General features: G+C 72.7%; 21 protein-coding genes. 11 read left to right on the top strand and 10 right to left on the bottom strand.

What is annotated here, in order from left to right; translation table 11 throughout:
* Nucleotide 1 precedes the first annotated feature (1 nt).
* Complete coding sequence (locus tag AB0D85_RS21015; RefSeq protein ID WP_362322220.1) at nucleotides 2-1,111, top strand: HAMP domain-containing sensor histidine kinase; 1,110 nt, start codon at nucleotides 2-4, stop codon at nucleotides 1,109-1,111.
* A gap of 9 nt (nucleotides 1,112-1,120) precedes the next feature.
* Here AB0D85_RS21015 and AB0D85_RS21010 read toward each other — a convergent pair whose 3' ends face one another.
* The gene (locus tag AB0D85_RS21010) at nucleotides 1,121-2,110 is read right to left on the bottom strand and encodes an NAD-dependent epimerase/dehydratase family protein (protein ID WP_362322218.1); all 990 of its coding nucleotides are present in this window, start codon (nucleotides 2,108-2,110) and stop codon (nucleotides 1,121-1,123) included.
* Between the two features lie 187 nt (nucleotides 2,111-2,297).
* Here AB0D85_RS21010 and AB0D85_RS21005 point away from each other — a divergent pair, with 187 nt between their 5' ends.
* Nucleotides 2,298-4,943, top strand: a complete 2,646-nt coding sequence (locus AB0D85_RS21005) for a glycosyl hydrolase (protein WP_362322216.1) — start codon at nucleotides 2,298-2,300, stop codon at nucleotides 4,941-4,943.
* A 51-nt stretch (nucleotides 4,944-4,994) separates the two neighbouring features.
* Here AB0D85_RS21005 and AB0D85_RS21000 read toward each other — a convergent pair whose 3' ends face one another.
* The 3 genes from AB0D85_RS21000 to AB0D85_RS20990 all read right to left on the bottom strand — a co-directional run bounded on the left by AB0D85_RS21000 (nucleotide 4,995) and on the right by AB0D85_RS20990 (nucleotide 6,028).
* A complete protein-coding gene (locus tag AB0D85_RS21000) occupies nucleotides 4,995-5,249 on the bottom strand; it encodes an acetyl-CoA synthetase (protein ID WP_362322214.1) in 255 nt (84 codons plus the stop codon).
* 40 nt (nucleotides 5,250-5,289) lie between these two features.
* Nucleotides 5,290-5,559 carry a hypothetical protein gene (locus AB0D85_RS20995; RefSeq protein WP_362322212.1) on the bottom strand — a complete coding sequence of 90 codons (270 nt, stop codon included), beginning with the start codon at nucleotides 5,557-5,559 and terminating at the stop codon, nucleotides 5,290-5,292.
* Between the two features lie 103 nt (nucleotides 5,560-5,662).
* Entirely contained in the window at nucleotides 5,663-6,028 is a 366-nt protein-coding gene (locus tag AB0D85_RS20990) for a peptidoglycan-binding domain-containing protein (RefSeq protein WP_362322210.1), read from the bottom strand.
* A 220-nt stretch (nucleotides 6,029-6,248) separates the two neighbouring features.
* Between AB0D85_RS20990 and AB0D85_RS20985 the strand changes: the two genes are divergently transcribed.
* On the top strand, nucleotides 6,249-6,644 hold the full coding sequence (locus tag AB0D85_RS20985; RefSeq protein ID WP_362322208.1) for a hypothetical protein: 396 nt from the start codon (nucleotides 6,249-6,251) through the stop codon (nucleotides 6,642-6,644).
* A 70-nt stretch (nucleotides 6,645-6,714) separates the two neighbouring features.
* Nucleotides 6,715-7,206: a hypothetical protein gene (locus tag AB0D85_RS20980; RefSeq protein ID WP_362322206.1), complete on the top strand. Its 492-nt coding sequence runs from the start codon at nucleotides 6,715-6,717 to the stop codon at nucleotides 7,204-7,206.
* A gap of 69 nt (nucleotides 7,207-7,275) precedes the next feature.
* Here the strand turns inward: AB0D85_RS20980 and AB0D85_RS20975 are convergent, their stop codons facing one another.
* The 3 genes from AB0D85_RS20975 to ppk2 all read right to left on the bottom strand — a co-directional run bounded on the left by AB0D85_RS20975 (nucleotide 7,276) and on the right by ppk2 (nucleotide 11,598).
* The gene (locus AB0D85_RS20975) at nucleotides 7,276-8,847 is read right to left on the bottom strand and encodes an oleate hydratase (RefSeq protein WP_362322204.1); all 1,572 of its coding nucleotides are present in this window, start codon (nucleotides 8,845-8,847) and stop codon (nucleotides 7,276-7,278) included.
* 118 nt (nucleotides 8,848-8,965) lie between these two features.
* A complete protein-coding gene (gene sulP, locus AB0D85_RS20970; protein WP_362322202.1) occupies nucleotides 8,966-10,690 on the bottom strand; it encodes a sulfate permease in 1,725 nt (574 codons plus the stop codon).
* A gap of 104 nt (nucleotides 10,691-10,794) precedes the next feature.
* Nucleotides 10,795-11,598 carry a polyphosphate kinase 2 gene (gene ppk2 / locus AB0D85_RS20965; RefSeq protein ID WP_362322200.1) on the bottom strand — a complete coding sequence of 268 codons (804 nt, stop codon included), beginning with the start codon at nucleotides 11,596-11,598 and terminating at the stop codon, nucleotides 10,795-10,797.
* 354 nt (nucleotides 11,599-11,952) lie between these two features.
* On the opposite strand from ppk2, the gene AB0D85_RS20960 reads away from it, so the two are divergent.
* From AB0D85_RS20960 to AB0D85_RS20945, 4 genes are all read left to right on the top strand, one after another.
* Nucleotides 11,953-14,646: a GNAT family N-acetyltransferase gene (locus AB0D85_RS20960; protein ID WP_362322198.1), complete on the top strand. Its 2,694-nt coding sequence runs from the start codon at nucleotides 11,953-11,955 to the stop codon at nucleotides 14,644-14,646.
* Nucleotides 14,647-14,660: 14 nt separating this feature from the next.
* Nucleotides 14,661-15,167: a flavodoxin domain-containing protein gene (locus AB0D85_RS20955; RefSeq protein WP_362322196.1), complete on the top strand. Its 507-nt coding sequence runs from the start codon at nucleotides 14,661-14,663 to the stop codon at nucleotides 15,165-15,167.
* A 149-nt stretch (nucleotides 15,168-15,316) separates the two neighbouring features.
* Nucleotides 15,317-16,003 carry a CBS domain-containing protein gene (locus AB0D85_RS20950; protein WP_362322194.1) on the top strand — a complete coding sequence of 229 codons (687 nt, stop codon included), beginning with the start codon at nucleotides 15,317-15,319 and terminating at the stop codon, nucleotides 16,001-16,003.
* Between the two features lie 24 nt (nucleotides 16,004-16,027).
* A complete protein-coding gene (locus AB0D85_RS20945; protein ID WP_362322192.1) occupies nucleotides 16,028-16,660 on the top strand; it encodes a hypothetical protein in 633 nt (210 codons plus the stop codon).
* Nucleotides 16,661-16,726: 66 nt separating this feature from the next.
* Here the strand turns inward: AB0D85_RS20945 and AB0D85_RS20940 are convergent, their stop codons facing one another.
* A complete protein-coding gene (locus tag AB0D85_RS20940; protein WP_362322191.1) occupies nucleotides 16,727-17,392 on the bottom strand; it encodes a CBS domain-containing protein in 666 nt (221 codons plus the stop codon).
* A gap of 393 nt (nucleotides 17,393-17,785) precedes the next feature.
* Between AB0D85_RS20940 and AB0D85_RS20935 the strand changes: the two genes are divergently transcribed.
* Both AB0D85_RS20935 and AB0D85_RS20930 read left to right on the top strand, forming a co-directional pair.
* Nucleotides 17,786-18,643 (top strand): universal stress protein, encoded by an 858-nt coding sequence (locus AB0D85_RS20935; protein ID WP_362322189.1) that lies wholly within the window; start codon nucleotides 17,786-17,788, stop codon nucleotides 18,641-18,643.
* Nucleotides 18,644-18,904: 261 nt separating this feature from the next.
* Nucleotides 18,905-20,422, top strand: coding sequence for a subtype B tannase (locus tag AB0D85_RS20930; protein ID WP_362322187.1), 1,518 nt, complete (start codon nucleotides 18,905-18,907; stop codon nucleotides 20,420-20,422).
* Nucleotides 20,423-20,428: 6 nt separating this feature from the next.
* On the opposite strand, the gene AB0D85_RS20925 is transcribed toward AB0D85_RS20930, so the two are convergent.
* Entirely contained in the window at nucleotides 20,429-21,142 is a 714-nt protein-coding gene (locus AB0D85_RS20925; protein WP_362322185.1) for an SDR family oxidoreductase, read from the bottom strand.
* Between the two features lie 134 nt (nucleotides 21,143-21,276).
* Between AB0D85_RS20925 and AB0D85_RS20920 the strand changes: the two genes are divergently transcribed.
* Nucleotides 21,277-21,885 (top strand): helix-turn-helix domain-containing protein, encoded by a 609-nt coding sequence (locus tag AB0D85_RS20920; RefSeq protein ID WP_362322183.1) that lies wholly within the window; start codon nucleotides 21,277-21,279, stop codon nucleotides 21,883-21,885.
* A gap of 30 nt (nucleotides 21,886-21,915) precedes the next feature.
* Here the strand turns inward: AB0D85_RS20920 and AB0D85_RS20915 are convergent, their stop codons facing one another.
* Nucleotides 21,916-22,368 (bottom strand): hypothetical protein, encoded by a 453-nt coding sequence (locus AB0D85_RS20915; protein WP_362322181.1) that lies wholly within the window; start codon nucleotides 22,366-22,368, stop codon nucleotides 21,916-21,918.
* Between the last annotated feature and the right edge of the window lie 100 nt (nucleotides 22,369-22,468).

The following is a 22,468-nucleotide window of genomic DNA, read 5'->3' as shown; positions in this document are numbered from 1 at the left end:
CATGCGCGACACCCTGCTGATCGTCCTGTACGCCCTGGCCGGCGCCGTCGCCACCGGGCTCGCCGGGGCGGCCGCGCTGCGGCTGCTGCGCCGCCGCCCGCTGACCGCGTCCATCGCGGTGGTCGCCGCCGTCGGCGTGGTCGCGATGCTCGCCGGGACCCTGGCCGTAGCCTGGGCGATGTTCCTGTCGTCGCACGACCTGTCGGTGGTGACGACGGTCGTCGCGATGGCGGCCGTGGTGTCGTTGGCGACCGCGCTGATACTGGGCCGCTGGGTTGCCGCCCGCAGCCATGAACTCGCCCTCGCGGCGCGCTCGTTCGGGGAGGAGGGCGACTTCGCCGCACCCGCCGTCCCGGCCACCGCCGAACTGGCCGAGGTGAGCCGCGAACTGGCGGCCACCAGCGCGAGGCTCGCCGAATCCCGGGAGCGGGAACGTGCGTTGGAGACCTCGCGCCGGGAGCTGGTCGCCTGGATCTCGCACGACCTGCGCACCCCGCTGGCCGGGCTGCGCGCCATGTCGGAGGCGCTGGAGGACGGCGTCGCCGCCGACCCGGACCGCTATCTGAAGCAGATCCGCACCGAGGTCGAGCGCCTCAACGACATGGTCGGCGACCTCTTCGAACTCTCCCGCATCCACGCCGGGACGCTCGCGCTGAGCCCGAGCCGGATGTCGCTGTACGACCTCGTCGGCGACGCCCTCGCGGGTGCCGACCCGCTGGCGCGCGAGCACGGCGTACGGCTGGTCGGCGACCGGGTGGAACCGGTGCCGGTCGAGGTGGACGGCCGGGAGATGAGCCGGGTGCTGGGCAACCTGCTGGTGAACGCGATCCGCCGGACACCGCCGGACGGCACGGTCGCGGTCGCCGCCGAGCGCGGTCCCGAGGGGGTCGTGCTGTCCGTCACGGACGGCTGCGGCGGCATCCCCGAGGAGGATCTGCCCCGCGTCTTCGACACCGGCTGGCGCGGCAGCCACGCCCGTACCCCGCCGGCCGGGGCGGGCCTCGGCCTCGCCATCGTGCGCGGGATCGTGGAGGCCCACCAGGGGCGGGCCACCGTGCACAACATCCCCGGCGGCTGCCGCTTCGAGGTCACCCTGCCGACGGCGCCGTAGGCCGCTTCGTCACTCCGCGCGCGCGAACTCCCGCATCCCCTCGGCGAACCCGACCTCGGGCTTCCAGCCCAGTTCGGCCCGCAGCCGCGAGGAGTCGGCGGTGATGTGCCGTACGTCCCCCAGCCGGAACTCCCCGGTCACCACCGGCAGCGGCCCGCCGTGCGCCTCGGCGAGCGCGCGGGCCATCTCCCCGACGGTGTGCGGCTCGCCGCTGCCCGTGTTGTACACCGTCAGCGCACCCGGCGCGGAGCGCGCCTCCAGCGCCACCGCGTTGGCGGCGGCCACGTCACGCACCTGTACGAAGTCCCGGCGCTGCCGCCCGTCCTCGAACACCCGGGGCGCCTCCCCCCGGGCGAGCGCCGAACGGAAGAACGAGGCCACACCGGCGTAGGGGGTGTCGCGGGGCATCCGGGGGCCGTACACGTTGTGGTAGCGCAGCGACACCGCGGACCCGCCCGTGGACCGGGCCCAGGCGGCGGCCAGGTGTTCCTGGGCCAGCTTGGTCGTCGCGTACACGTTGCGCGGATCGACCGGCGCGTCCTCGGCGACCAGCCCGGGCGCCAGGTCGGCGCCGCACACCGGACAGGCCGGCTCGAACCGCCCCGCCTCCAGATCGGCGACCGCACGCGGCCCGGGCCGTACGACGCCGTGGCGCGGGCACTCGTACCGCCCCTCCCCGTACACGACCATCGACCCGGCGAGGACGAGGTGCCGTACCCCCGCCTCGGCCATCGCGGCGAGCAGCACGGCCGTACCGAGGTCGTTGCGGGAGACGTACTCCGCGGCGTCCCCGAAGCCGGCCCCGAGGCCGACCATCGCGGCCTGATGGCAGACCGCGTCCACGCCCGGCAGCGCCCGCCCCACCGCCACCGGGCTGCGCACATCGGCGCCCGGGTCGTCCCGCACGTCGAACACGACGGCCTCGTGCCCGCGCGCCGCCAGCGCCTCGACGACATGGGACCCGATGAACCCGGCACCGCCGGTGACCAGTACACGCATGAGCCCACGCTAGGTCCGCGCCGCCCCCGGACCACGCCCCCGCGCCCGCACGTCATGACTCCGTAAGACGCACCCCGGGACGCCGGTGACAGGTTCCGGTCAAAGGTTGGCCAAAGGCCGGACGCTTCCGGCCACCCGTGGTCGGGTCTCCCCAGACGGCTGTGCCAAAGCCCGTTTGGGAGGTCTGATGTCAGCACCAACCCGTAAGAGACGATGGCTCACGATCTGCGCCCTCGCCGCGTCCGCCGCACTCGTCGCGACACCCGCAGGCGCCGCGTCCGGCAGGACGAGTCCGTTCGGAGCGCGCGCCCTCGCACGACTCGCCGCCGAACGCGCGCAGTCGACGGGCGCCGTCACCCCCAAGGCGACGGCGGAGGACGACGACGGAGGCAACGAGGCGGACGAGATCGCCGAGGGCGCGGACCAGTACGCCGAGGCCCGCACCTCGCCCGGCATCGTCGCCCCCGGCGCGTACGGCGCCGCCTGGACGAGCCTGACCGACCTGCCCAGCACCGGCGGCAGTTGGCGCAACATCACCGACCTGCCGTACAACTCCGACGACTCCCGCTACCGCGACATCGACTCCAACTCCAGCGGCGGCTCGGGCAACGTCACGGGCCGGATGGCCGCGATGGCCGCCGACGACGACGGATACGTCTACGCGGGCAGCGCGGGCGGCGGCGTATGGCGGTCGAGGAGCGGCGGCGGGCACTGGCAGCCGATCAGCGACCGGCTCTCCTCCCAGTCCACCGGCGCGCTCGCGCTCGACGGAGCCGGCCGGCTCTGGCTGGGCACCGGCGAGGCCACCACCAACGCGGACGCCTACCTCGGCAGCGGCGTCTACGTCCTGTCCGACCCGCACCACGGCACCTTCTCCTCCCGCCGCCGGGTCGGCGGCGACGAACTGGAGTCCACCACCATCCACGAACTGCGCTTCGGCGGCGGCAAGGTGTGGGCGGCCACCAGCGAGGGCGTGTGGAGCCACTCCACCAGGACGCTCGGCGGCGCCTGGAAACTGGAGTTCGCCCCCAACCCCGACTACCTGCCAGGCGGTTCACTCGCGAGCGACCCGTCCGCCGCGTACAAGAACATCGCCAACGACATCGCGATCGACCCCAAGGACCCGGACAAGGTGATCCTGGCGGTCGGCTGGCGCAGCGGTGACGACTACAACGGCTTCTACACCCAGGACTCCAAGGGCAGTTGGCAGCGCATCACCAGCGGCTTCGGCGACCTGCCGACCGACGCGGACAACGTCGGCAACGTCACCTTCGCCCGCTCCGCCGACGGCTCCCGCTACTACGCCATCGACCAGTCGCCGGAGCAGCTGAACACCAACCCGGACAGCGGCCTGGAGGGAATCTACCGGGCGGCCTCGCCGTCCGGCCCCTGGACGAAGATCGCCGACTACCGGCAACTCGCCGCGGACGGCTCGGCGTTGACCTCCAGCGGCTACATGCCGGGCGTGCAGGCCTGGTACAACCAGTTCCTCACCGTCGACCCGAGCGACCCCGGACATGTGTACGCGGGCCTGGAGGAGGTCTACGAGACCAAGGACGGCGGCGGCACCTGGTCCACCGTCGGCCCGTACTGGAACTTCAACTTCTCCTGCTGGAGCATCGACCCGGCGAAGCAGACCGGCGACTGCAACCAGACCACCCACTCCGACCAGCACGGCGTCGCCATCGGCCGCTACCACGGCAAGAGCTTCGTGTACGTCGGCAACGACGGCGGTGTCTACAAGCGCCCGGTCGACGGCTCCCAGGACACCTCCGGGCACGCCACCGACTGGACCTCCCTCAACGACGGCACCATCGACACCCTCCAGTACTACTCGGTGGGCATCGGCAAGGACCTGACCTACGGCGGTGTCTCCGTCACCGGCGGCCTCCAGGACAACGGCCAGTCGATCCTGCGCGGCAACGACACCGTCATGGGCTCCGACTTCGGCGGCGACGGCGGCGACACGCTCACCGACCCGGCCAACGGCTGCGACCTGGCGGAGGAATACGTCTACCTGGCGATCCAGGTGACCCAGAACTGCGCGGTCAACGACGGCAGTTGGATCACCGACGCCACCAAAGCCACCTCGTACAACGTCGCCCCGGCCGACAACGCCACCGGCGAGGCCCGCTTCATCGCCCCGCTCGCGGCCGACCTGAAGGACAGCTCGACCTGGATCGCCGGCGGCCGGCACATCTGGGTGCAGACCCACGGCTACGCCATCCGCAGCGGCGACGAGTGGAAGAGCGTGTACGACCTCGGCGCCGGCCGCACCGCGACCGCCGTCGCCGCCTCGGGCGGCAAGGTGTACGCGGCCTGGTGCGGCCCCTGCAACAACCAGGGCTTCGCCCGCGGCATCTCCGTCGGCAACGCGGACGGAACCGGGTGGCACGACATCGCCCTGCCCGCCACGGGCGCGGACGGGACCGTGCCGAACCGCTACCTCAGCGGCTTCGCCGTCGACCCGAAGAACGCCGACCACGTCTTCCTCGCCGTCAACGGCTTCTCCCGGCACTGGACCGAGGGCCCCGGCGCGGGCGTCGGCCATGTCTTCGAGTCCACCGACGGCGGCACCACCTGGAAGGACATCTCCGCGAACCTTCCCGACGTGCCGGCCAACTCCGCGGTCGTCACCCCGAACGGAGGCCTCGCCGTCGCCACCGACCTCGGCGTCGTCTACCGCGCCCCGGGCCGCACGCGGTGGGAGCGCGTCGGCTCGCTCCCGGCGGTCGCCGTGCTCCAGCTGAAGCTGGGCCCCGACGGCAGCACGCTGTACGCGGCCACGCACGGCCGCGGTATCTACACCATCCGGGTGCGCGACTGCAGTTGACGCACACGTGAGGGGTGACCCCGGTCCGCTCCGGCCTCCGGGGCTCCGGGGTCACCCCTCCCGCCCGTACGGCACCACGGTCACGTCCAGCGTGAAGGCGACGCCCGCCGCACCCGCCACGTCCGGCGCCTTCGCCGACGCGGTGACCTCGGCCGTGCCCCCGCGGGTGCCCGCGCACCGCAGCGAGGCCTGCGCGGTGCCGTCGGCGTCCACCCGCCAGCCGGACACCAGCACGAACACCGGCGCGGAACTCCGTACGGCCGTCCACCGCCGGTCGTCGACCCGCGGCCGGAGGACGAGCGACACCACCGCCCCGGGCCGCACGCACAACCGCCGCACGGGCGCGTCACCGGGCGAGACGGTGACCTGCGTACGTCCGGCCGCGCAGCTCCCCGCCGAGGTGGAGGCCGGGGCGGAGACCGAAGCGGGGGCCGACGCGGATGCCGTAGCCGGCCCGCCCGGCGTGGCCGACGAGGGGGCCGGAGTCGTAGAGCTGTGCGCGGGGGTGCCGCCCGACGGCTCCGTCGAGCGTCCTGACGGCGATCCCGCGCCCGAGCCGGTCCCGGAGGACGACGCACCGCAGGCCGCCAGGACGACCACCCCGACGACCGCCCACCCCGTACCCCACCAGCGCATCCCGTCACCTCCCGGCCACCCGGACGACTACCGGGTCCCAGGATGCTCCCACCCCGGCGCGGGGGCGACGGGGCGTCGTCGGGTCAGGCCGGATAGGGGACGTAACAGTCGAGCGCCGGGTGGTACAGGACGTGCCAGGTGCGGCCCTCGACGACTCCGCTCTCCGGCAGACCGTGGCAGACCTGGATCCACTCGATCTTCTTCCGCATGACGGAGCCGAAGACCCCGTCGACGGCCAGTTCGGGCGGCCTGCCTCCCCAGACGTTGCTCAGGCACTGCGCCTGTCGGACGGCCGCACCGGTGTCACCGTAGGTGAGCGTGGGCCGCACGCCCGACGACACATAGGAGCAGTGATCCGAGGCGGCCGCAGCAGTGTGGGGTACGGCCAGGCCGAATGCGACGGCCGTGCACAGCGCCGCGGCCGGGGCGAGCAGTCGGTTCCGTCTCATGCCCCCTCCTTCACGGGCGACAGACACCCATGATCCCGCACCTGCCGCGACGTCCGCGAGTCGTGGCGGGCGAGGCCGGGCAGGGCGCCGGCGCCGGGCAGGCCGTGTTGCCCATGTCACCCTCCCGCCTTGGCAGTTCGACCTGGGCGGAAGGCGGGTGCCGGTAACGTTCAGGCGTCGGCCCGGGCGGGAACGCGGGAGTCCAGTGGTGATACAGCGCATGGCGGCAGCGGTGATGCTGCTGGCCGCGGTGGTACTCCTGCACTTCACGACGCCCCACCACACCGCCGCCCAGGCGTACACCCCGACCGCGGCGGCAGCCACGACGGAAACGCGGTCGGAAGCGCCGTCGTCAGCGTCGTACGGTGTCACGTCCCCGGCGCTGCAGGCAGGCACCGGCACCGGCTCGGTCCACGCGGGGACCGCGGCCGATTCCCCCGCTCTGCCGCCCCGAGCGGACCACCTCGTCGAGGTACCGCCGCTCGCCGCCGACACCTCGGCCGTCAAGGCGGCCGATGGACTCGACGACGCCCGGCCGCGGACGGCTCGTCCGCGCCCGGCGAGAGACCTCCGGAGCCCCGGTCACCTCGCGGTCCTGCAGACCTTCCGCTGCTGAGCGGCGCGCTGCGCGGAACACGCTCCGCGCACCGGCCCACACCCGTAGTGAACCGATACGGAGACACCCCGTGCCCCAGCAGCAACGCCGTACCCGCCCCGCCCGCCTGGTCCGCGGTGCCGCCCTCGCCGGCGGCCTGGCCCTCCTGCCCCTGACCGCGGCCTGCGGCGGGGGAGAGGACGACACACCGGCCGAGGACAGGTCGTCCAGGACCCCGACGGTCTCCGCCCAGCAGGCCCAGGTCGTGGCACCCGCCAAGGTCGAGGTCATCGCCAGTTTGACGGGCTGCAAGGTCAGGATCCGCGTCCAGGCGGAGGAACTGCGCGAGGGCAGCTGCCACACCGCGGACGGCGACTACCTCATCACCACGTTCCCCGAGGAGAAGTACAAGGAGATCTGGCTGGACAGCATCAGCATGTACCAGGGCACCTACCTGGTCGGCACTCGCTGGGTGGTCAGCGCCCAGCCGAAGATGCTCAACGAGTTCCGGCCCAGGCTCGGCGGCGACATCGTCCACCTGACCGGTGCCGCGGGCCCGAGCATCGCCCCGAGCCCCTCCTGACACCGTCCCGGATACCCCGGCCCCGGCCCCGGTCCGAAAGGCCGGGGCCAGGGGGCAGGGGGCAGAACGTCAGCGGCGGTGCATGGTCTCCAGAGCGGCCGCCAGGACGTGGGGATCGTGGTGGCCCTTGTAGACCGCGGGCGGTTCCCTGTCGAGGCGGAGGAGCCGGGACACGGCCGTCCACGCGGTGCGTACGGAGTACTCGACCGTGAAGACGACGTCGTCGGGCACCTCGGCGAACTGCCCGATGAAGGCGAGGTTGACCGAGCCTTCGGGGACGACCTCGGGGCGGTCGTCGCGGCGGCGGGCGAGGAACTGGCTGGTGATGTAGGGCATCACGCAGGGAATGACGGTGGAGGTCTCCAGGACGCGGGCCCTGGTCCGGTCGTCGAAGCGCAGATGGTGCAGGACCTCTTCGAGGATCTCCCGCCCCGAGCACATGGCCATCGGCTTGGGCGTGCTGTTGCCGGCCCGGCCGGGGAAGAGGCCGTAGCCCCACCACACCGAGACGCCCTCGGGCTGGTCGCGGTAGACGGGCTGGCGGTTGGCCACGACGGTGAGCAGCCAGTTGGAGTCGGTGAACGTCATCAGCCCGCCCCTGCCGGTCTCGCGACCGCTGAAGTCGGCCAGCGCGTCGAGGAAGACGGGATCCTTGGCGGTGACGGTGAACGACTCCCAGCGGGATTCCTTCACGTGCTTGTCGAAGACGTCCGGGTTGCCGAAGTTCTCGCGCCCCCGGGCCAGCCGGTGCCACAGCAGCCAGGCGTCCGAGCGGTGCGGAGGCGGCGGCGGGGGAGCGGTGTGGGTGCCGCGGCTGGAAGCGTCGGTCATGGAGCCGTTGGTCACCAGGACCAGGTCCTCCGGGGCGACGGCGATCCGCTCCTCGCGGCCCGCCCGGGTCACGTCGATCGACTCCACCGTGCCGCTGCCGATGCCGGGGGCGAACCCGAGGTCGGTGACCCGGCATCCCGGGTGGATGGTCACGCCGCGCTCGCGCAGCCAGGCCGCCAGCGGCCGCACGATCGAGTCGTACTGGTTGTACCGGGTGCGGTGGATGCCGGACATGGAGCCGAACTCGGGGAACAGGTGGACGAAGCGCCTGAGGTAGCGGCGGAACTCGATCGCGCTGTGCCAGGGCTGGAAGGCGAACGTGGTGCACCACATGAACCAGAAGTTCGTGGTGAAGAAGTGCTCGCCGAAGCAGTCGGTGATCCGCTTCCCGTCCAGGTGGCCCTCGGGGGCCGCCAGACAGCGCACCAGGTCCAGCCGGTCACGCTCGGAGAAGCCCATCGAGCGGTTGTCGACGATCCTGCCGTCGCCGTCGACCAGCCGGGCGATGTCGTCCCAGGCGAAGTCCTCGTGCCCGGCCAGGATCTCCCGCGTCACCGACACCGAGGGATCGTCCAGGGAGGGGATGCCGGACAGCAGGTCGTACGTGCACCGGAACTCGGCCTCGAACATCCGCCCGCCGCGCATGGTGTAGCCGGCCTCCGCCGTGCCGCCCGCGTCCAGGCTGCCCCCGATGCACAACTGCTCCTCGAAGAGATGGATGTCCGCGCCGTCGAACCCGCCGTCGCGGATGAGGAACGCCGCCGCGGCGAGCGCCGCGACACCGCTGCCCACCAGGTATGCCTTCGCCATCACACCACTCCTCGTCGCTCGCGCACGTCGATCGGGAACCGCACCTCCTACGGTGTCCCGCGCGGGCGACGTCGTCAGTGGGCCGTTGGTCACCGGTCCGGCCCGGACGGCCCCACTGTCACGGTCGCTCGGGGTGTGCCGCCTGCCACGCGCGGTACGCCGACACCGCCGTGGGCAGGGTCGGGAAGATGAGGTCATGGCCGACCGAGTCCGCGAGGCCGTACGCCTCCAGGCTCTCCAGCAGGTCCTTCTTCACCCGGGCGAGGGCGAACACGACGTCCCGCGCGATGAGTTCGCGGCGGAGTTCGTCCACCGCGTCGAGGGCCGTGATGTCGACCTCCACGTTGGCCTCGGTGTTGAGGACGAACCAGCGGACGGGCTCGGTCTGTTCGTCCACGGCGGCCAGCGCCCGGCGGTGGAAGTCCTCGGCGTTGGCGAAGAACAGGGGCGAGTCGTAGCGGTAGACCAGCAGGCCCGGGATCGTACGGGCCGTCGGGTAGTCGTCCACGTCGTGCATGCCCGCCACGCCGGGCACCAGGCCCTCGACCGCGTCGTGCGGGCGTGCCACGCGGGTGAGCAGCTCGGCCAGCGACAGGCCGACGGCGACCAGCACACCGTAGAGGATGTCCAGGGCGAGGACCCCGGCCAGACAGCCGAGCGCGAGAAGCAGTTCGCGGCGGCGGAAGGAGGCCAGGCGGCGGAAGCCGGCGAGGTCGATCATGCGGATCGCCGCGTAGACCACCAGCGCGCCGAGCACGGCGGCGGGCGTCCGGGCCAGCAGAGGGCTGAGGAAGAGCAGGACGGCCAGTACCAGGGCCCCGGCGACCAGGGAGTACGCCTGGCTGCGGGCGCCGGCCGAGGTGGCCAGGGCGGTGCGGCTGGCGCTGCTGCTCACCGGGAAGCCGTGCAGCGCGCCCGCCCCGAGGTTGGCGGCTCCCAGGGCCAGGAACTCCTGGTTCGCGTCGAGCTCGGGGCCGTCGTCCGGGCCCCGGGTGGTGAACGCGCGAGCGGTGAGGATGAAGTCCGTGTACGCCACCAGGAGGACACCGAGGGCCGGGAGGACCAGGCCCGGCAGCTCGGTCAGGTCCGGTACCGCGAGGCCGGGCAGCCCCTCGGGGAGCGTCCCGATGACCTTGATGCCGTAACGGTCGTCGAGGCCGAACAGCACCACGGCCGCGGTGCCCAGGACCACCGTCAGCAGCGGGCCGGGGAGCGCACGGAAGTACCGCGTCACGAGCAGCAGGAAGAGCAGGGCCGCGGCCGAGAAGACCAGGGTCGGCACGTGGACGTCACCCAAGTGCGCGAAGAACGACCAGAGTTGGCGGAAGAACTCGGTACCCGTGGTCCGTACCCCGGTGAGTTTGGGCAACTGGTCCACGACCATGATCAGGGCCACGCCCGCCAGGTAGCCGATCAGGACCGGGCGGGAGAGGAGATCCGCCAGGAAGCCCAGCCGGGCCGCCCGCGCGATCAGGCAGAGCAGGCCGACCGTGGCGGCGAGGCCGGCCGCCAGGACGGCGTACCGGTCCGGGTCGCCGCCCGCCAGCGGGGCGACCACCGTGGCGGTCATCAGGGCGGTCGTCGACTCCGGGCCGACCGACAGCAGCCGTGAGGAGCCGAACAGGGCGTACAGGGCCAGGGCGGGCAGGATCGCCCACAGGCCGGTGACCGGGGGCAGACCGGCGACCCCGGCGTACGCCATGACCTGCGGCACCAGATACGCGGCGACGGTCACCCCGGCCAGCAGGTCGCCCCTGAGCCAGGTGCGCCGGTAGCCCAGCAGCGAGGCGAGTCCGGGCACCAGCCGGCGCCACCCCGGGTGTCCGCTTCTGCCGTCGGTCATGCGCCGCCTCTCCGCTCCTGCTCCCATGATCCACCCGGGCACGGACCTGGGTCCCGGCGGCCCTTCGCCCGCGCCGACGGGTGGCCGCGCCGGGCGCCGACCGGTCAGAGGCCCGCCGCGTGATCGGGGACGTAGGTCTGCAGATTCCGCGGCGGGCGCTGGTAGCCGGTCGACGGCGGCCGGTCGGGCAGCTCCAGCACCGGCGGCGGAACGTCGTGGTACGGCACCGTCGACAGCAGGTGCGCGATCATGTTCAGCCGCGCCCGGCGCTTGTCGTCGCTCTCCACGACGTACCAGGGCGCCTCGGAGACGTCGGTGTGCACCAGCATCTCGTCCTTGGCCCGGGAGTAGGCCTCCCAGTGGGTGATCGACTCCAGGTCCATCGGCGAGAGCTTCCAGCGCCGCAGCGGGTCCTCCAGCCGCTTACGGAAACGCTCCTGCTGTTCGGTGTCGCTCACCGAGAACCAGTACTTGCGCAGCAGGATCCCGGCCTCGACCAGCATCCGCTCGAAGATGGGGCACTGGCGCAGGAAGAGCTGGTGCTCCTCCGGCGTGCAGAAACCCATCACGTGCTCGACGCCGGCCCGGTTGTACCAGGACCGGTCGAACAGCACGATCTCCCCGGCGGCCGGCAGATGTTCCACGTACCGCTGGAAGTACCACTGCGTGCGCTCGCGCTCGGTCGGCTTCGGCAGCGCCGCGATCCGGGCGATGCGCGGATTGAGGTGCTCGGTCACCCGCTTGATCGTGCCGCCCTTGCCGGCCGCGTCCCGCCCCTCGAAGACCACGACCAGCCGGGCGCCGGTCGCCCGCACCCACTCCTGCAGCTTCACCAACTCGGTCTGCAGGCGCAGCAGTTCCGTCTCGTACACCTTGCGCGGCAGCTCCGCCGCGTTCTTGCCGGCCATGCCGCCTCCACCGCCCGATGACGTACCCGCGGTGCCGTCCCCTGTCCCAGGCCGAACACCAGGACGTCACCGTACTGGCCGAGGAAGGGGCACGCACCCCGGACACACGCCGACGCACCACCGACCGCATCACGGCGAGACCGATCTACCCGACGGTCACTCCGGCCGCCGGGCGCGTTCGGTGTCGGTCACTGGCTGTGGGTCGTGTACGGCGGGTGGCTGGCTGCCGGTCCCGCCGCGGTCCCGGCTGCCGATCGGGGCCGTTCGGCCCCCGTCCCGTCCCGGACAGCCCATGGGAGTGCGCCGCGCCGCGCCCGATGCTCGGAGGGCCAACCGGTTTGGAGGAGAACCGCGATGACCGACGATCTGCTTGAGCGACCCCCCGCCCACGCGCTGCTCGCGGACGGGACGACCGTGTGCATCCGGCCCGTGACGCCCGGCGATCACGTCCGGCTGAAGGGTTTCTACGAGGAGATGTCCCCGGAGAACCTCCGTCTGAGGTTCTTCTCCGCGAGCCCCCGCTCGGCGGGCCTGGCGGCCGACCGGGCCTGTGCCCCGGCCCGCCCCGGCTACCGGGCGCTGCTGGCCGAGGCACGGGGCCGGGTGCTCGGCCTCGCCGAGTACGACACCGGCGGGAAGGAGGGCCCGGCGGAGATCTCCGTGGCCGTCGCCGACGGACTGCACCACCGGGGCGTCGGCACCCTGCTCATCGAGCACCTGGTGTCGGCGGCCCGCGCCGACGGTGTCCGCGCCTTCACGGCCGACGCGCTGAGCGAGAACCGCGAGGTGCTCCGCCTCTTCGCCGACCTGGGCCTGCGTACGACCCGCCGTTTCGAGGGCACCGAGACGTGCTGCACCATCCACCTCGACGAGGACGACACCTACCTCTCGGCGGTGGAGGCCCGCGGCAGCGCCGCCGACGTGGCGAGCCTGAGGCCGCTGCTGTGCCCGGAGACCGTCGCCGTCGTCGGCGCCGGACGCAAACCCGGTTCGGTCGGCCGGGCGATCCTCCACCACATCCGCACCGGCGGCTTCACCCGCCGTCTCTTCGCCGTGAACCCCGGTGCGACGTCGGTGCTCGGCGTGCCGTGCCACCCGTCCGTGAGCGCCCTGCCGAGGACCCCGGACCTGGTGGTCGTGGCGGTGCCCGCGCCGGCGGTGCCGGGGATCGCCGAGGAGTGCGGCAAGGCGGGCGTCCGCGCCCTCCTCGTCGTGACGGCGGGCCTGGACGCCGAGCAGGCCCGGGATCTCCTGGCCGCCTGCCGCACCCACGGCATGCGCCTGGTCGGCCCCAACTGCCTGGGCCTCTCCCAGACCGACCCCCGACTGCGCCTCGACGCCACCTTCGCCGACGGCCACCCGCGCCCCGGCAGCGCCGGCGTCGCCGTACAGTCCGGCGGCATCGGCATCGCCCTGCTCGACGGACTGTCCCGGCTCGGCATCGGTGTCTCGTCCTTCGTCTCGCTCGGCGACAAGTACGACGTCAGCGGCAACGACATGCTCCAGTGGTGGGAGACCGACGGCCGTACCGACCTCGCCCTGCTGCACCTGGAGTCCTTCGGCAACCCCCGCGCCTTCTCCCGCACCGCCCGCAGGGTCGCCCGCCGCATGCCGGTGCTGACCGTGGACGCCGGCCGGTCCGCGGCCGGACGGCGCGCCGCCGCCTCGCACACCGCGGCCGCCGCCACCCCCACCATGACCCGCCGGGCCCTGTTCACCCAGGCCGGCATCACCGCCACCCGCTCCGTCGGCGAACTCCTCGAAGCGGCCGCCCTGATGCACTCCCAGACGCTGCCGGAGGGCAACCGCGTCGCGATCGTCACCAACGCGGGCGGCGCCGGGGTACTGGCCGCCGACGCCTGTGCCGAGGCGGGGCTCACCCTGCCGCCGTTCACCCCCGCGATGACCGACGAACTGCTCGGCGTGCTGCCCGAGGGCGCGGCCATGGGCAACCCGGTCGACGCCACCGCCGCCGTCACCGAGGAACAGCTCACGGACTGCGTCGACCGGCTCATGCGCTACCCGGGCGTCGACGCCGTACTGGTGGCCCTGGTCCCGACGGCCCTCGCCACCGCCACCGGCGACGACCTGCTCCGCGCCCTCACCGGCACGCCCGGCCGCAGGCCCAAGCCGCTCCTCGCCGTACGCCTGGAACAGGACCTGCCGGTCAGGCTGCTGCCCGCCGGCGAGGGCGGCACCGTCCCCGCCTACGCCGAACCGCAGGCGGCGGCACGCGCGTTGGCGCACGCCGCCGAACGCGCGGCCTGGCTGGCCCGCCCGGCCGGCACCGTACCGGAGCTCGACGACGTCGACACCGGGCGCGCCCGGACCCTCGCCGACACCTACCTGGCCGCACACCCCGACGGCGGCTGGCTCGACCCGCGCGTCTGCGCCGACCTGCTCGCCTGCTACGGCATCCCGCAGATCCCCTGGGCCTGGGCCGAGACCGAGGACGACGCGGTACGCGCCGCCGAACGGCTGCGCGGTGCCGACGGCCGGGTCGTCATGAAGGCCCACTGGCCGGGCCTCGTCCACAAGAGCGAGGAGCGGGCGGTCCGCCTCGACCTGCGCGGCGAACGGCAGGTCCGGGACGCCTTCCGGGACCTGGAGAGCCGCTTCGGCGACCTGATGACCGGCGTGGTCGTCCAGTCGCTCGCCGGCCGCGGCACCGAACTGTTCGCGGGAGTCGTCCAGGACGAGGTCTTCGGCCCGCTGGTGCTGTTCGGGCTCGGCGGTACGGCCACCGAGGTGCTCGCCGACCACGCCGCCCGGCTCGCCCCGCTCACCGACCACGACGTGCACGACCTGATCACGTCACCGCGCTGCGCACCCCTGCTGTTCGGCACGCGCGGCGACGGACCCGTCGACCTCGAAGCCCTGGAACAGCTGCTCCTGCGGCTGTCCCGGATGGCGGCGGACCTGCCGCAGCTCGCCGAGGCCGACTTCAACCCGGTCCTCGCGGCACCCGGCGGCGTCACCGTGCTCGACGCACGCGTACGGCTGCTGCCACGCCGGCCCCAGGACCCCTACCTGCGCCGACTGCGCTGAGGAGGAACATCCCCATGACCGGCACCGTGTTGGTCACCTACGGCACCAGGAACGGGTCGACGGCCCACATCGCCGAGGCGATCGCCGACGCGCTGCGTGAGAACGGGCTCACCGTCGAGACGATGCGGGCCGCGTCCGTGCCGTTCACGACGCCGTACGACGCGGTCGTGGTCGGCGGCGCGCTGTACGCCGGCCGCTGGCACAAGGACGCCCGCAGGTTCATCCGCCGGCACCGCCCCGATCTGGCCCGGCTGCCCGTGTGGTTCTTCAGCAGCGGCCCGCTGGACACCTCCGCCTCCGACGGGGACATCCCGCCGGTGCGTGCGGTCCGGCGTGCCATGGACGACCTGCACGCCCGGGGGCACGCCACCTTCGGCGGCTGCCTCGATGACGACGCGGACGGGTTTCTGGCCCGCAGGATCCTGCGCTCGGGGAAGGGCGGCGACTTCCGTGACTTCGAAGCCGTGGCGGCGTGGGCCTCGGGCATCGCGCAGCAGCTGAAGGGCCGAGGGGAGCGATGAGGGCGCAGCGCCCGCCCCGCCGCGGGCCTCTTCCGGGGCGGGGGGAAACCCGGACCACCGCCGGGGACCGCTCGGCCCATGCCGGTCACGGCGAGGTGACGGACCCTGGAGATGTGCCGTACGACGGCACCCGACCTGTGGAGGTCGCCATGACCGGTACTTCCTACGCCGTGACCGACGTGATGACCCGCACCGTCGTCGCCGTGCGCCGTGGCGCGGTGTTCAAGGACATCGTGCGGACCATGCGGCGCTGGCGGGTCAGCGCGGTTCCCGTCCTCGACGACGAGGGCCATGTCATGGGGGTCGTGTCGGAGGCGGACCTGCTGCACAAGGAGGAGGTCCGTGACGGCGCCCCGGAGGGCCCCGCCCGGCCGCTGCGCCCGGACGACCTCACCAGGGCCGCCGCGGCGACCGCCGGCGAGCTGATGACCACCCCGGCCGTCACCGTCCAGGCCGACGCCACGCTGCCGCAGGCCGCGCGCACGATGGCCCGGCACCGGGTCAAACGGCTTCCGGTGGTCGACGCCGACGGCACGCTCCTCGGTGTGGTCAGCCGCGTCGACCTGCTCAAGGTGTACCTGCGGGACGACGAGGACATCGCCGAGGAGATTCGGCGCGAGGTCCTCCCGCACGTCTTCGCGGACACGGCCGAACCGGTCGAGGTGCGGGTCCGCGACGGCGTCGTGACCCTCACCGGCCGGGTCCCGGACCCCGCGCTGGTGCCGGTGGCCGCCGGGTGGGTGCGGAGCGTGGACGGGGTCGTCGACGTCGACTGCGCGCTGACCGGACCCCGCGACCGGCCCGCCCCGGACACCGAAGGAGCGCCGCGGTCCTGACACCGTGGAGGGAGGTGCGGAACCATGATCGGAAAGAGCCGTGGGACCGCGGGCCGTTCCCGGCGGTCGTGGTCGCGGCTGTCGCGAGGGTGTCTGTGGCGGTGGCGGCGCAACCCGCTGCGGCGGCACGGCGACGTCGTCGAAGCCTGGATCGTGCTCGCCGTCTGGGCCCTCGCCCTCGTCGGCGGAGCGCTCGCCGGCTGGGCCGCGGGCGGCGCGGTGGACCAGAGGTTCGCCGACCGGCGCGCCGGGGTCCACGCGATGGCCGCCGAACTGACGGAGAACGCGACGGACGGCTCGCTCATCGCGAGTGGCTACGACGTCGGAAAGGCATGGGTCACCGTGCGCTGGACGGCCGCGGACGGCTCCGCGCACACCGGCAGGGCGAAGGCCCTCCCCACGGCCACGGCGGGCAGCCGGCTCCAGGTCTGGGCGGACCGGAACGAGCGGCTCGTCTCCGCCCCGCCGAGCATCGCGGAGTCGACGTTCAGCGCGGTCATGGGCGGTGCCCTGGCGGCACAGCTGACCGGGACCGCGGTATGGGGCGCCGGCTGGCTGCTCCGCCGCCGTATCTTCGAGCAACGCCTCGCCGACTGGGACGCCGAGTGGCAGCGGGTCGGCCCCCAGTGGCGCAACCTCAGCGGCGGCAAGGGGTGAGCGGCGGCCGACAGGGTCCGCGCACACCACTGCGCGCACCAGTCACAGCGGGACCGTGCAGACCTGTCACAGCGGGTCGCTGCGTACGGACACCGGGGACAGGTGGCAGCGGACGCCGACCACGCCCTCCACGGCGCCTGCCAGGCGTTCGGCCACCGGTGCCAGTGCCGGGCTGTCGATCCATCCGGTGAGGGTGACGACTCCCTCGGAGACCTCGACCCGGATGTGGTCGGCGGAGATGGGGAACAGCCGGTCGACGACCTCCCGGCACACCTCCTCGGCCAGTTCCTCGTCCTCGCGCAGGAACACCTTGAGCAGGTCCGCACGGCTGACCACGCCTTCGAGCATGCCGACCCCGTCGACGACGGGCAGCCGCTTGACCCCGCGCCGCGCCATGATGCGCGCGGCCTCCGCCAGGGTGGCGTCGGCGTGCACGGTCACGGCGGGCGTGCTCATCAGCTCTTCGGCGGTCAGCCCGCCGGCCTTGGCCAGGTCGGCCAGCCGGTCCCGCTGGGTGAACCGGTCCGGGTCGCTGTCCCGGAACTCCTCCTTGGGCAGCAGATCGGCCTCGGACACGACGCCGATCACCCTGCCCTCGCCCTCCAGCACGGGGAGGGCACTGACCTTCCACTCGTCCATCAGCGCGACGACGTCCTTGAACGGGGCGTCACGGCCGACGGCGACAGCGGCGCGCGTCATCACGTCGCGGACGGTGTGCGGGCTGCCGTGCATGGTTGCCTCCTCGGGTCCCTCTCTTCAGGGTGTGCCCGGCGGAACGCGTGCACCAAGGGCCGCCCGGACCCTCCCGGCAGGGCTCTTCGGCCCGCGCCGCGGAGAGGGCCGGGCGGACGCGACCGACGTACGACGGACGACAGGGCGGGAAGGGCTCCATCCGCTTCTCGCGGATCCTGATTGCGCGGTGCACGGTCGTGGCCGGCCGCTTCCCCGCGTCTGTGTCGGGTCCTTCCCGCCACCTCCAGCACACCACGGGAACGCCCGCACCACCAGGGCAGACCGGCCCCTACAGGCCGAGTGGTCCCTCGCGCCCGCCGCCGACGGGTGCGACGGTGAGATCGGAGCCCCTTGCGCCACGAGGCGGAAGTCCGAGGGAAGGCGGTGGGGACGATGACACTGCCCCTGGTCGTGGGCGTCGACGGATCGGACGCGAGCCTGCTCGCGGTCGACTGGGCGGCGGCCGAGGCCGCCCGCCACGGCGTACCGCTGCGGCTGGTGTACGCCTCCCTCTGGGAACGCTACGAGGGCGGCACTCCCGCGGCCGACCTGGAAGGCCCGGGCGCGGGCGAGCGCGTACTGGCCGAACACATCGTCGCCGCGGCCGCCGAGCGCGCCGTCCGACGGGCCCCGGAGGCCGAGGTCACCACCGGCATCGTCCCGGAGGACGCGGTGGACGCACTGCTGCACGAGGGCGACACCGCCTGCGCGCTGGTGACCGGATCGCGCGGCCGGGGCGAGCTGAAGGGGATGCTCCTCGGTTCCGTCGGTCTGACGGTGGCCGCCCGCGCGCACTGCCCGGTGATCGTGGTCCGCGGCGACCGGGCCGGTACGGCCGGCACCCATGAGCGGATCCTGCTCGCCGCCGGTGACCCGGAGAGCGGCGGCACGGCCGCGCGGTTCGCCTTCCGCGAGGCCGAGGCACGCGGCTGCACCCTGGACGTGGTCCGCGCCTGGCGCCGCTCCACGCGGTCCGCGCAACCCGCCGGGGAAGCCGAGCGGAACGCCTCGGCACTGCTCGACACGCTGCTGCGCGCGCCCATGGCCGAGCATCCGACGGTCAGGGTGCGGAGCGTGACGGTCGAGGGCCCGGCGCACCGGATCCTGGTGAACCGCTCGGCCGCCGCCGACCTCGTGATCGTCGGCGCCCGTCGCCGGCACGGCCGTCCCGGCCTGCAACTGGGCCGGGTGGGCCACACCCTGCTGCACCACGCGGACTGCCCGGTTGCCGTCGTACCGCACCACGTCTGACGGGCGATTTTCAGGAATCTCAGATTTCAGCGCGGCCGCTATGGGTTGACGGTGAAACCCCTGGAATTGTTGACGATTTTGTCGCCACTGAAATGCGTTCGCTGCCGGGATCGAGGCAAGCGCCCATCACTGCAGCACTCCCTCGATTTCCCTTGCACCCGGGGCCAGTTGGCCAGACCGGGTGTGCGCTGTGGTCAGTTGCAGGTGTAACCCCGTCGGCAGCGGTTCGGAAACTGCTGCGCCATGCGAAGGAGACACGAAATGACGCACGACATGACGCACGAAATGCCGCACGAATTGAAGCGCAGGGCCCTGATCAAGGGAATCGCCGCGGCCGCCATCGCCGTACCGATGGTGGGGATCGCCGGCAGCGCGTACGCGGCGGGTGCCGCCCCGGCCGCCTCGACCGCGTCCGGCTCGCTGGCCTTCGACCCCGACGCGTACACCGAGATCACCACGACGATCACCACCGACGACGGCGACAAGGAGGTCACGTACCACTTCTGGAGCGCGATCACCTACGTCACCGACCCGGTGGACGAGACCTACCAGAGCCTGACCGTCAGCGTTCCCGTGTCGATCGACGGCACCGCCGTGGACGCCACCGACGCCCCGATCCTCGTCGCCAACTCGATCGGCGGCTACCTCCCCTCCTCGGTGTCGTCCAACACGGGCGTGAGCAGCAGCCGGGCGCAGCTGGCGATCGCGGCCGGGTACGTCGCCGTGGAGCCGGGCGCGCGGGGCCGGACCCTGGTGGACTCCAGCGGCGACTACTACGGCACCGCTCCGGCGGCGATCGTGGACCTCAAGGCCGCGATCCGGTACGTGCGCTACAACGCGGGCACCATCCCGGGCGACACCGACAAGATCGTCACGGCCGGCACCAGCGCCGGCGGCGCCCTGTCGGCGCTGCTGGGAGCCTCCGGCGGCAGTTCGCTGTACGACGACTACCTGAGTGAGCTCGGCGCGGCCGACGCCGACGACGTGATCTACGCGACCGGCGCCTGGTGCCCCATCACCGACCTGGAGAACGCCGACGGCGCCTACGAGTGGTGCTGGGGCACCAACACGCTCAGCAGCGGCGAGGAGGTCGACCAGGACGTCTCCGCGGATCTGAAGGCCCTGTTCGAGACGTACCAGACCTCGCTCGGCCTGACCGCGGACGACTACGGCACCATCACCACCGACAACCTCGACGACTACCTGCTGGCGACCTACCTGATACCGGCGGCCACCAGCTACCTGGCGGACCTGTCGGACTCCGACCGGACCACCTACCTGTCCTCCAACACCTTCATCACCTGGGACGGCTCGGCGGCGTCGTTCTCCTGGTCGGACTACCTCGACCACGTCGGGTCCCGCGGCAAGGACGCCCCGGCATTCGACGCCTTCGACCTGTCGGCGGGCGAGAACAACGAGTTCGGCGTCGACACCACCGAGGCCCGGCACTTCACCGACTACAGCCTGGCCAACGACACCTCCGGCACCGGCGGCACGTCACTCGACAGCGACATCCCCGCCAAGCTGGAACTGATGAACCCGATGTACTTCATCGGCGACGGCAACGACGACCGGGCCAAGTACTGGTGGATCCGCACCGGCACCAAGGACACCGACACCTCGCTGACCATCCTCGGCAACCTGGCCCTGAGCCTGGAGAACCTCGGCGACGACGTCAACGCCCTCATGTACTGGGACGCCGCCCACGGCGCCGACGAGGACCCGGCCGACTTCATCACCTGGATCGGCGACGTGACCGGCTACACCGCCCAGTCCTGACGTTCGTCAGGCGCCGGCGCGGACGCCGATGCCCCCGGAGACGGTGAGGTTGTCGCCGGTGATGTAGCCGGCGGCGTCCGAGGCGAGGAAGGCGACGGCCTCGGCGATGTCGGCGGGAGCTCCGGCGCGGCCCAGCGGGACGTCCCGGCCCCAGGAGTCGACCGTTTCCCGGGAGATGCCCAGCTTGCCGTAGGCAGGGGTGTCGATCAGTCCCGGGCTGACGGCGTTGACGCGGATCCGGCGGGGGGCGAGTTCGAGGGCGAGGGACCGCATGAGGGGCAGCAGTGCTCCCTTGGCGGCCGTCATGGCGGCTCCGAGCCCTTCGCCGGCGCCCACGGTGAACACGACCGAGGCACCCTCGTTGAGGAGCGGAAGCGCCTTTTGCAGGGTGAAGAAGGTGCCCTTGACGTTGGTCTCGAACAGGGCGTCGAAGGCGGCTTCGTCGGTCGACTCGATCGGGCCGGGCCGGGAGATGCCCGCGTTGAGGAAGAGCAGGTCGAGGGAGCCGAACTGGCGGCGCGCCTGCTCCGTCGCGTGGTCGATGTCCGGCAGGGACCGCGCGTCGGCCCGGACGACCGTGACGTCTTCGGGAAGTCCGGCGTCGGCGATGCCGCTGACGCCGGTGACCATGACGCGGTAGCCGCGCGAGTGAAGCAGTTCGGCGGTCGCCCTGCCGATGCCGCTGGTTCCACCGGTGATCAGGGCTGCGGGTGCGGACATGATGCGCTCCTTGTGCGTGCTGCGGGGAGGTGGGCGTGATCGCCGACCACCTCGTGGCAGCGTACGACTGGTTGGCAGCGACTGCCAAGTTGCGAGCGAGTGCCGCCCTGGCAGTGCTGGGATAACCTGGGCGCATGAAGCAGGAAGCCAGGACAGCGACAGGTGCGCCGGCCACGCTGTGGGACCGGACCCGGCAGCTGGCGTCCCGGGAGATCCTCGAAACGGCCCTGCGCCTGTTCACCGAGCAGGGCTACGACGAGACGACCATCGCCCAGATCGCCCGGGAGGCCGGTGTCTCCCAGCGCACCCTCTTCCGCTACTTCGGCACCAAGGAGGACCTGCTCGGCGGTGACCAGAACCGGTTCGGGCAGGTCCTGACGGACACGATCGGCGAACTGCCGGCCGACGTCGGCGTCTGGGAGGCCCTGCGCGCGGGGGTCGCCGCGGTACTGGCCCTGCACGACAGCCGTGAGCAGGCCCTGGAGCGGTTCCGTCTCCTGCACACCACCGCCTCGCTGCGTGCCGGCTGGCTCGAGAAGCGGCTGCGGTTCCAGGAGGATCTGCTGCCGCTCGTCGAGGCGCGCATGGGTGCTGCCGCCGGCGGCACTGATCCGAGGGCCCGCGCGGTGATCGCGACGGCGTTCGCGTGTCTGGACGCGGCATCGATGGCGTGGGTCGACAACGGCGGCGAGGGCGACATCATGGACCTGTACGACGAGTGCCTGGCCGCGGTACGCGGCTGACCGGCGGTGACCGGCCGGCCGCGGACCGGCTCAGGGGCAGGTGGTGGTGGACTGGCCGCGCAGGTAGGCCACGCCCCAGTCCTCGACCTTGACGTAGACCGGGGTCGACTTGCCGCGTCGGTCGTAGTCGACGTACCACTTCTTGCCCGGCGTGTGCAGTTCCACCAGGTAGCACCAGCCGGCGTCCACCTGGAACGCGTCCCAGTCCTGGCCGCTGGGCGTGCGGGTGCCGTCGCTCAGCCAGCGGGTGTGGCTGAGCGAGACGCAGCCCGTGCTGGCCGAACCGGTGGTGCCCGAGGAACACGTCCAGTCACGTACCGCGAGGGCCAGCAGGCCCGAGTAGTTGTAGGTCTCCGAGCAGCCGGCCAGCGTGCACGACGTGCCGGCCTGGGCGTACGGTGCCGGAGACAGCACGGCGAGCCCCGCGCCCGCCGCCAGAGCGGCCCCGGCCTTCAACGCCCATCGCCTTGCCCTGCTCTTCATACGTCCTCCCTCGTCCCGTGATGCGCGCCGCGCGTTGCGCGTTGCGTACAAACGGTGCGGCACGGACCTTGCGGAAATCTTGCGCACCGGCCGCGGCGCG

Origin of the sequence: Streptomyces sp. NPDC048277, assembly GCF_040652235.1 — a bacterium.
GTDB lineage: Bacteria > Actinomycetota > Actinomycetes > Streptomycetales > Streptomycetaceae > Streptomyces.
Note: the sequence above shows the minus strand (reverse complement) of the source record. Positions and strands in the feature narration are given on the sequence as shown.

Bases quoted from the DNA above. Each gene is read 5' to 3' on its own strand.
- AB0D85_RS20960 (WP_362322198.1), top strand. From the start codon at position 11,953: ATGACCGACGATCTGCTTGAGCGACCCCCCGCCCACGCGCTGCTCGCG.
- AB0D85_RS21010 (WP_362322218.1), bottom strand. From the start codon at position 2,110: ATGCGTGTACTGGTCACCGGCGGTGCCGGGTTCATCGGGTCCCATGTC.
- AB0D85_RS20920 (WP_362322183.1), top strand. From the start codon at position 21,277: ATGAAGCAGGAAGCCAGGACAGCGACAGGTGCGCCGGCCACGCTGTGG.
- AB0D85_RS21015 (WP_362322220.1), top strand. From the start codon at position 2: ATGCGCGACACCCTGCTGATCGTCCTGTACGCCCTGGCCGGCGCCGTC.
- ppk2 (WP_362322200.1), bottom strand. From the start codon at position 11,598: ATGGCCGGCAAGAACGCGGCGGAGCTGCCGCGCAAGGTGTACGAGACG.
- AB0D85_RS20930 (WP_362322187.1), top strand. From the start codon at position 18,905: ATGACGCACGACATGACGCACGAAATGCCGCACGAATTGAAGCGCAGG.
- AB0D85_RS21005 (WP_362322216.1), top strand. From the start codon at position 2,298: ATGTCAGCACCAACCCGTAAGAGACGATGGCTCACGATCTGCGCCCTC.
- AB0D85_RS20935 (WP_362322189.1), top strand. From the start codon at position 17,786: ATGACACTGCCCCTGGTCGTGGGCGTCGACGGATCGGACGCGAGCCTG.
- AB0D85_RS20940 (WP_362322191.1), bottom strand. From the start codon at position 17,392: ATGCACGGCAGCCCGCACACCGTCCGCGACGTGATGACGCGCGCCGCT.
- AB0D85_RS20915 (WP_362322181.1), bottom strand. From the start codon at position 22,368: ATGAAGAGCAGGGCAAGGCGATGGGCGTTGAAGGCCGGGGCCGCTCTG.
- AB0D85_RS20975 (WP_362322204.1), bottom strand. From the start codon at position 8,847: ATGGCGAAGGCATACCTGGTGGGCAGCGGTGTCGCGGCGCTCGCCGCG.
- sulP (WP_362322202.1), bottom strand. From the start codon at position 10,690: ATGACCGACGGCAGAAGCGGACACCCGGGGTGGCGCCGGCTGGTGCCC.
- AB0D85_RS20925 (WP_362322185.1), bottom strand. From the start codon at position 21,142: ATGTCCGCACCCGCAGCCCTGATCACCGGTGGAACCAGCGGCATCGGC.
- AB0D85_RS20950 (WP_362322194.1), top strand. From the start codon at position 15,317: ATGACCGGTACTTCCTACGCCGTGACCGACGTGATGACCCGCACCGTC.
- AB0D85_RS20945 (WP_362322192.1), top strand. From the start codon at position 16,028: ATGATCGGAAAGAGCCGTGGGACCGCGGGCCGTTCCCGGCGGTCGTGG.
- AB0D85_RS20990 (WP_362322210.1), bottom strand. From the start codon at position 6,028: ATGAGACGGAACCGACTGCTCGCCCCGGCCGCGGCGCTGTGCACGGCC.
- AB0D85_RS20985 (WP_362322208.1), top strand. From the start codon at position 6,249: ATGGCGGCAGCGGTGATGCTGCTGGCCGCGGTGGTACTCCTGCACTTC.
- AB0D85_RS20955 (WP_362322196.1), top strand. From the start codon at position 14,661: ATGACCGGCACCGTGTTGGTCACCTACGGCACCAGGAACGGGTCGACG.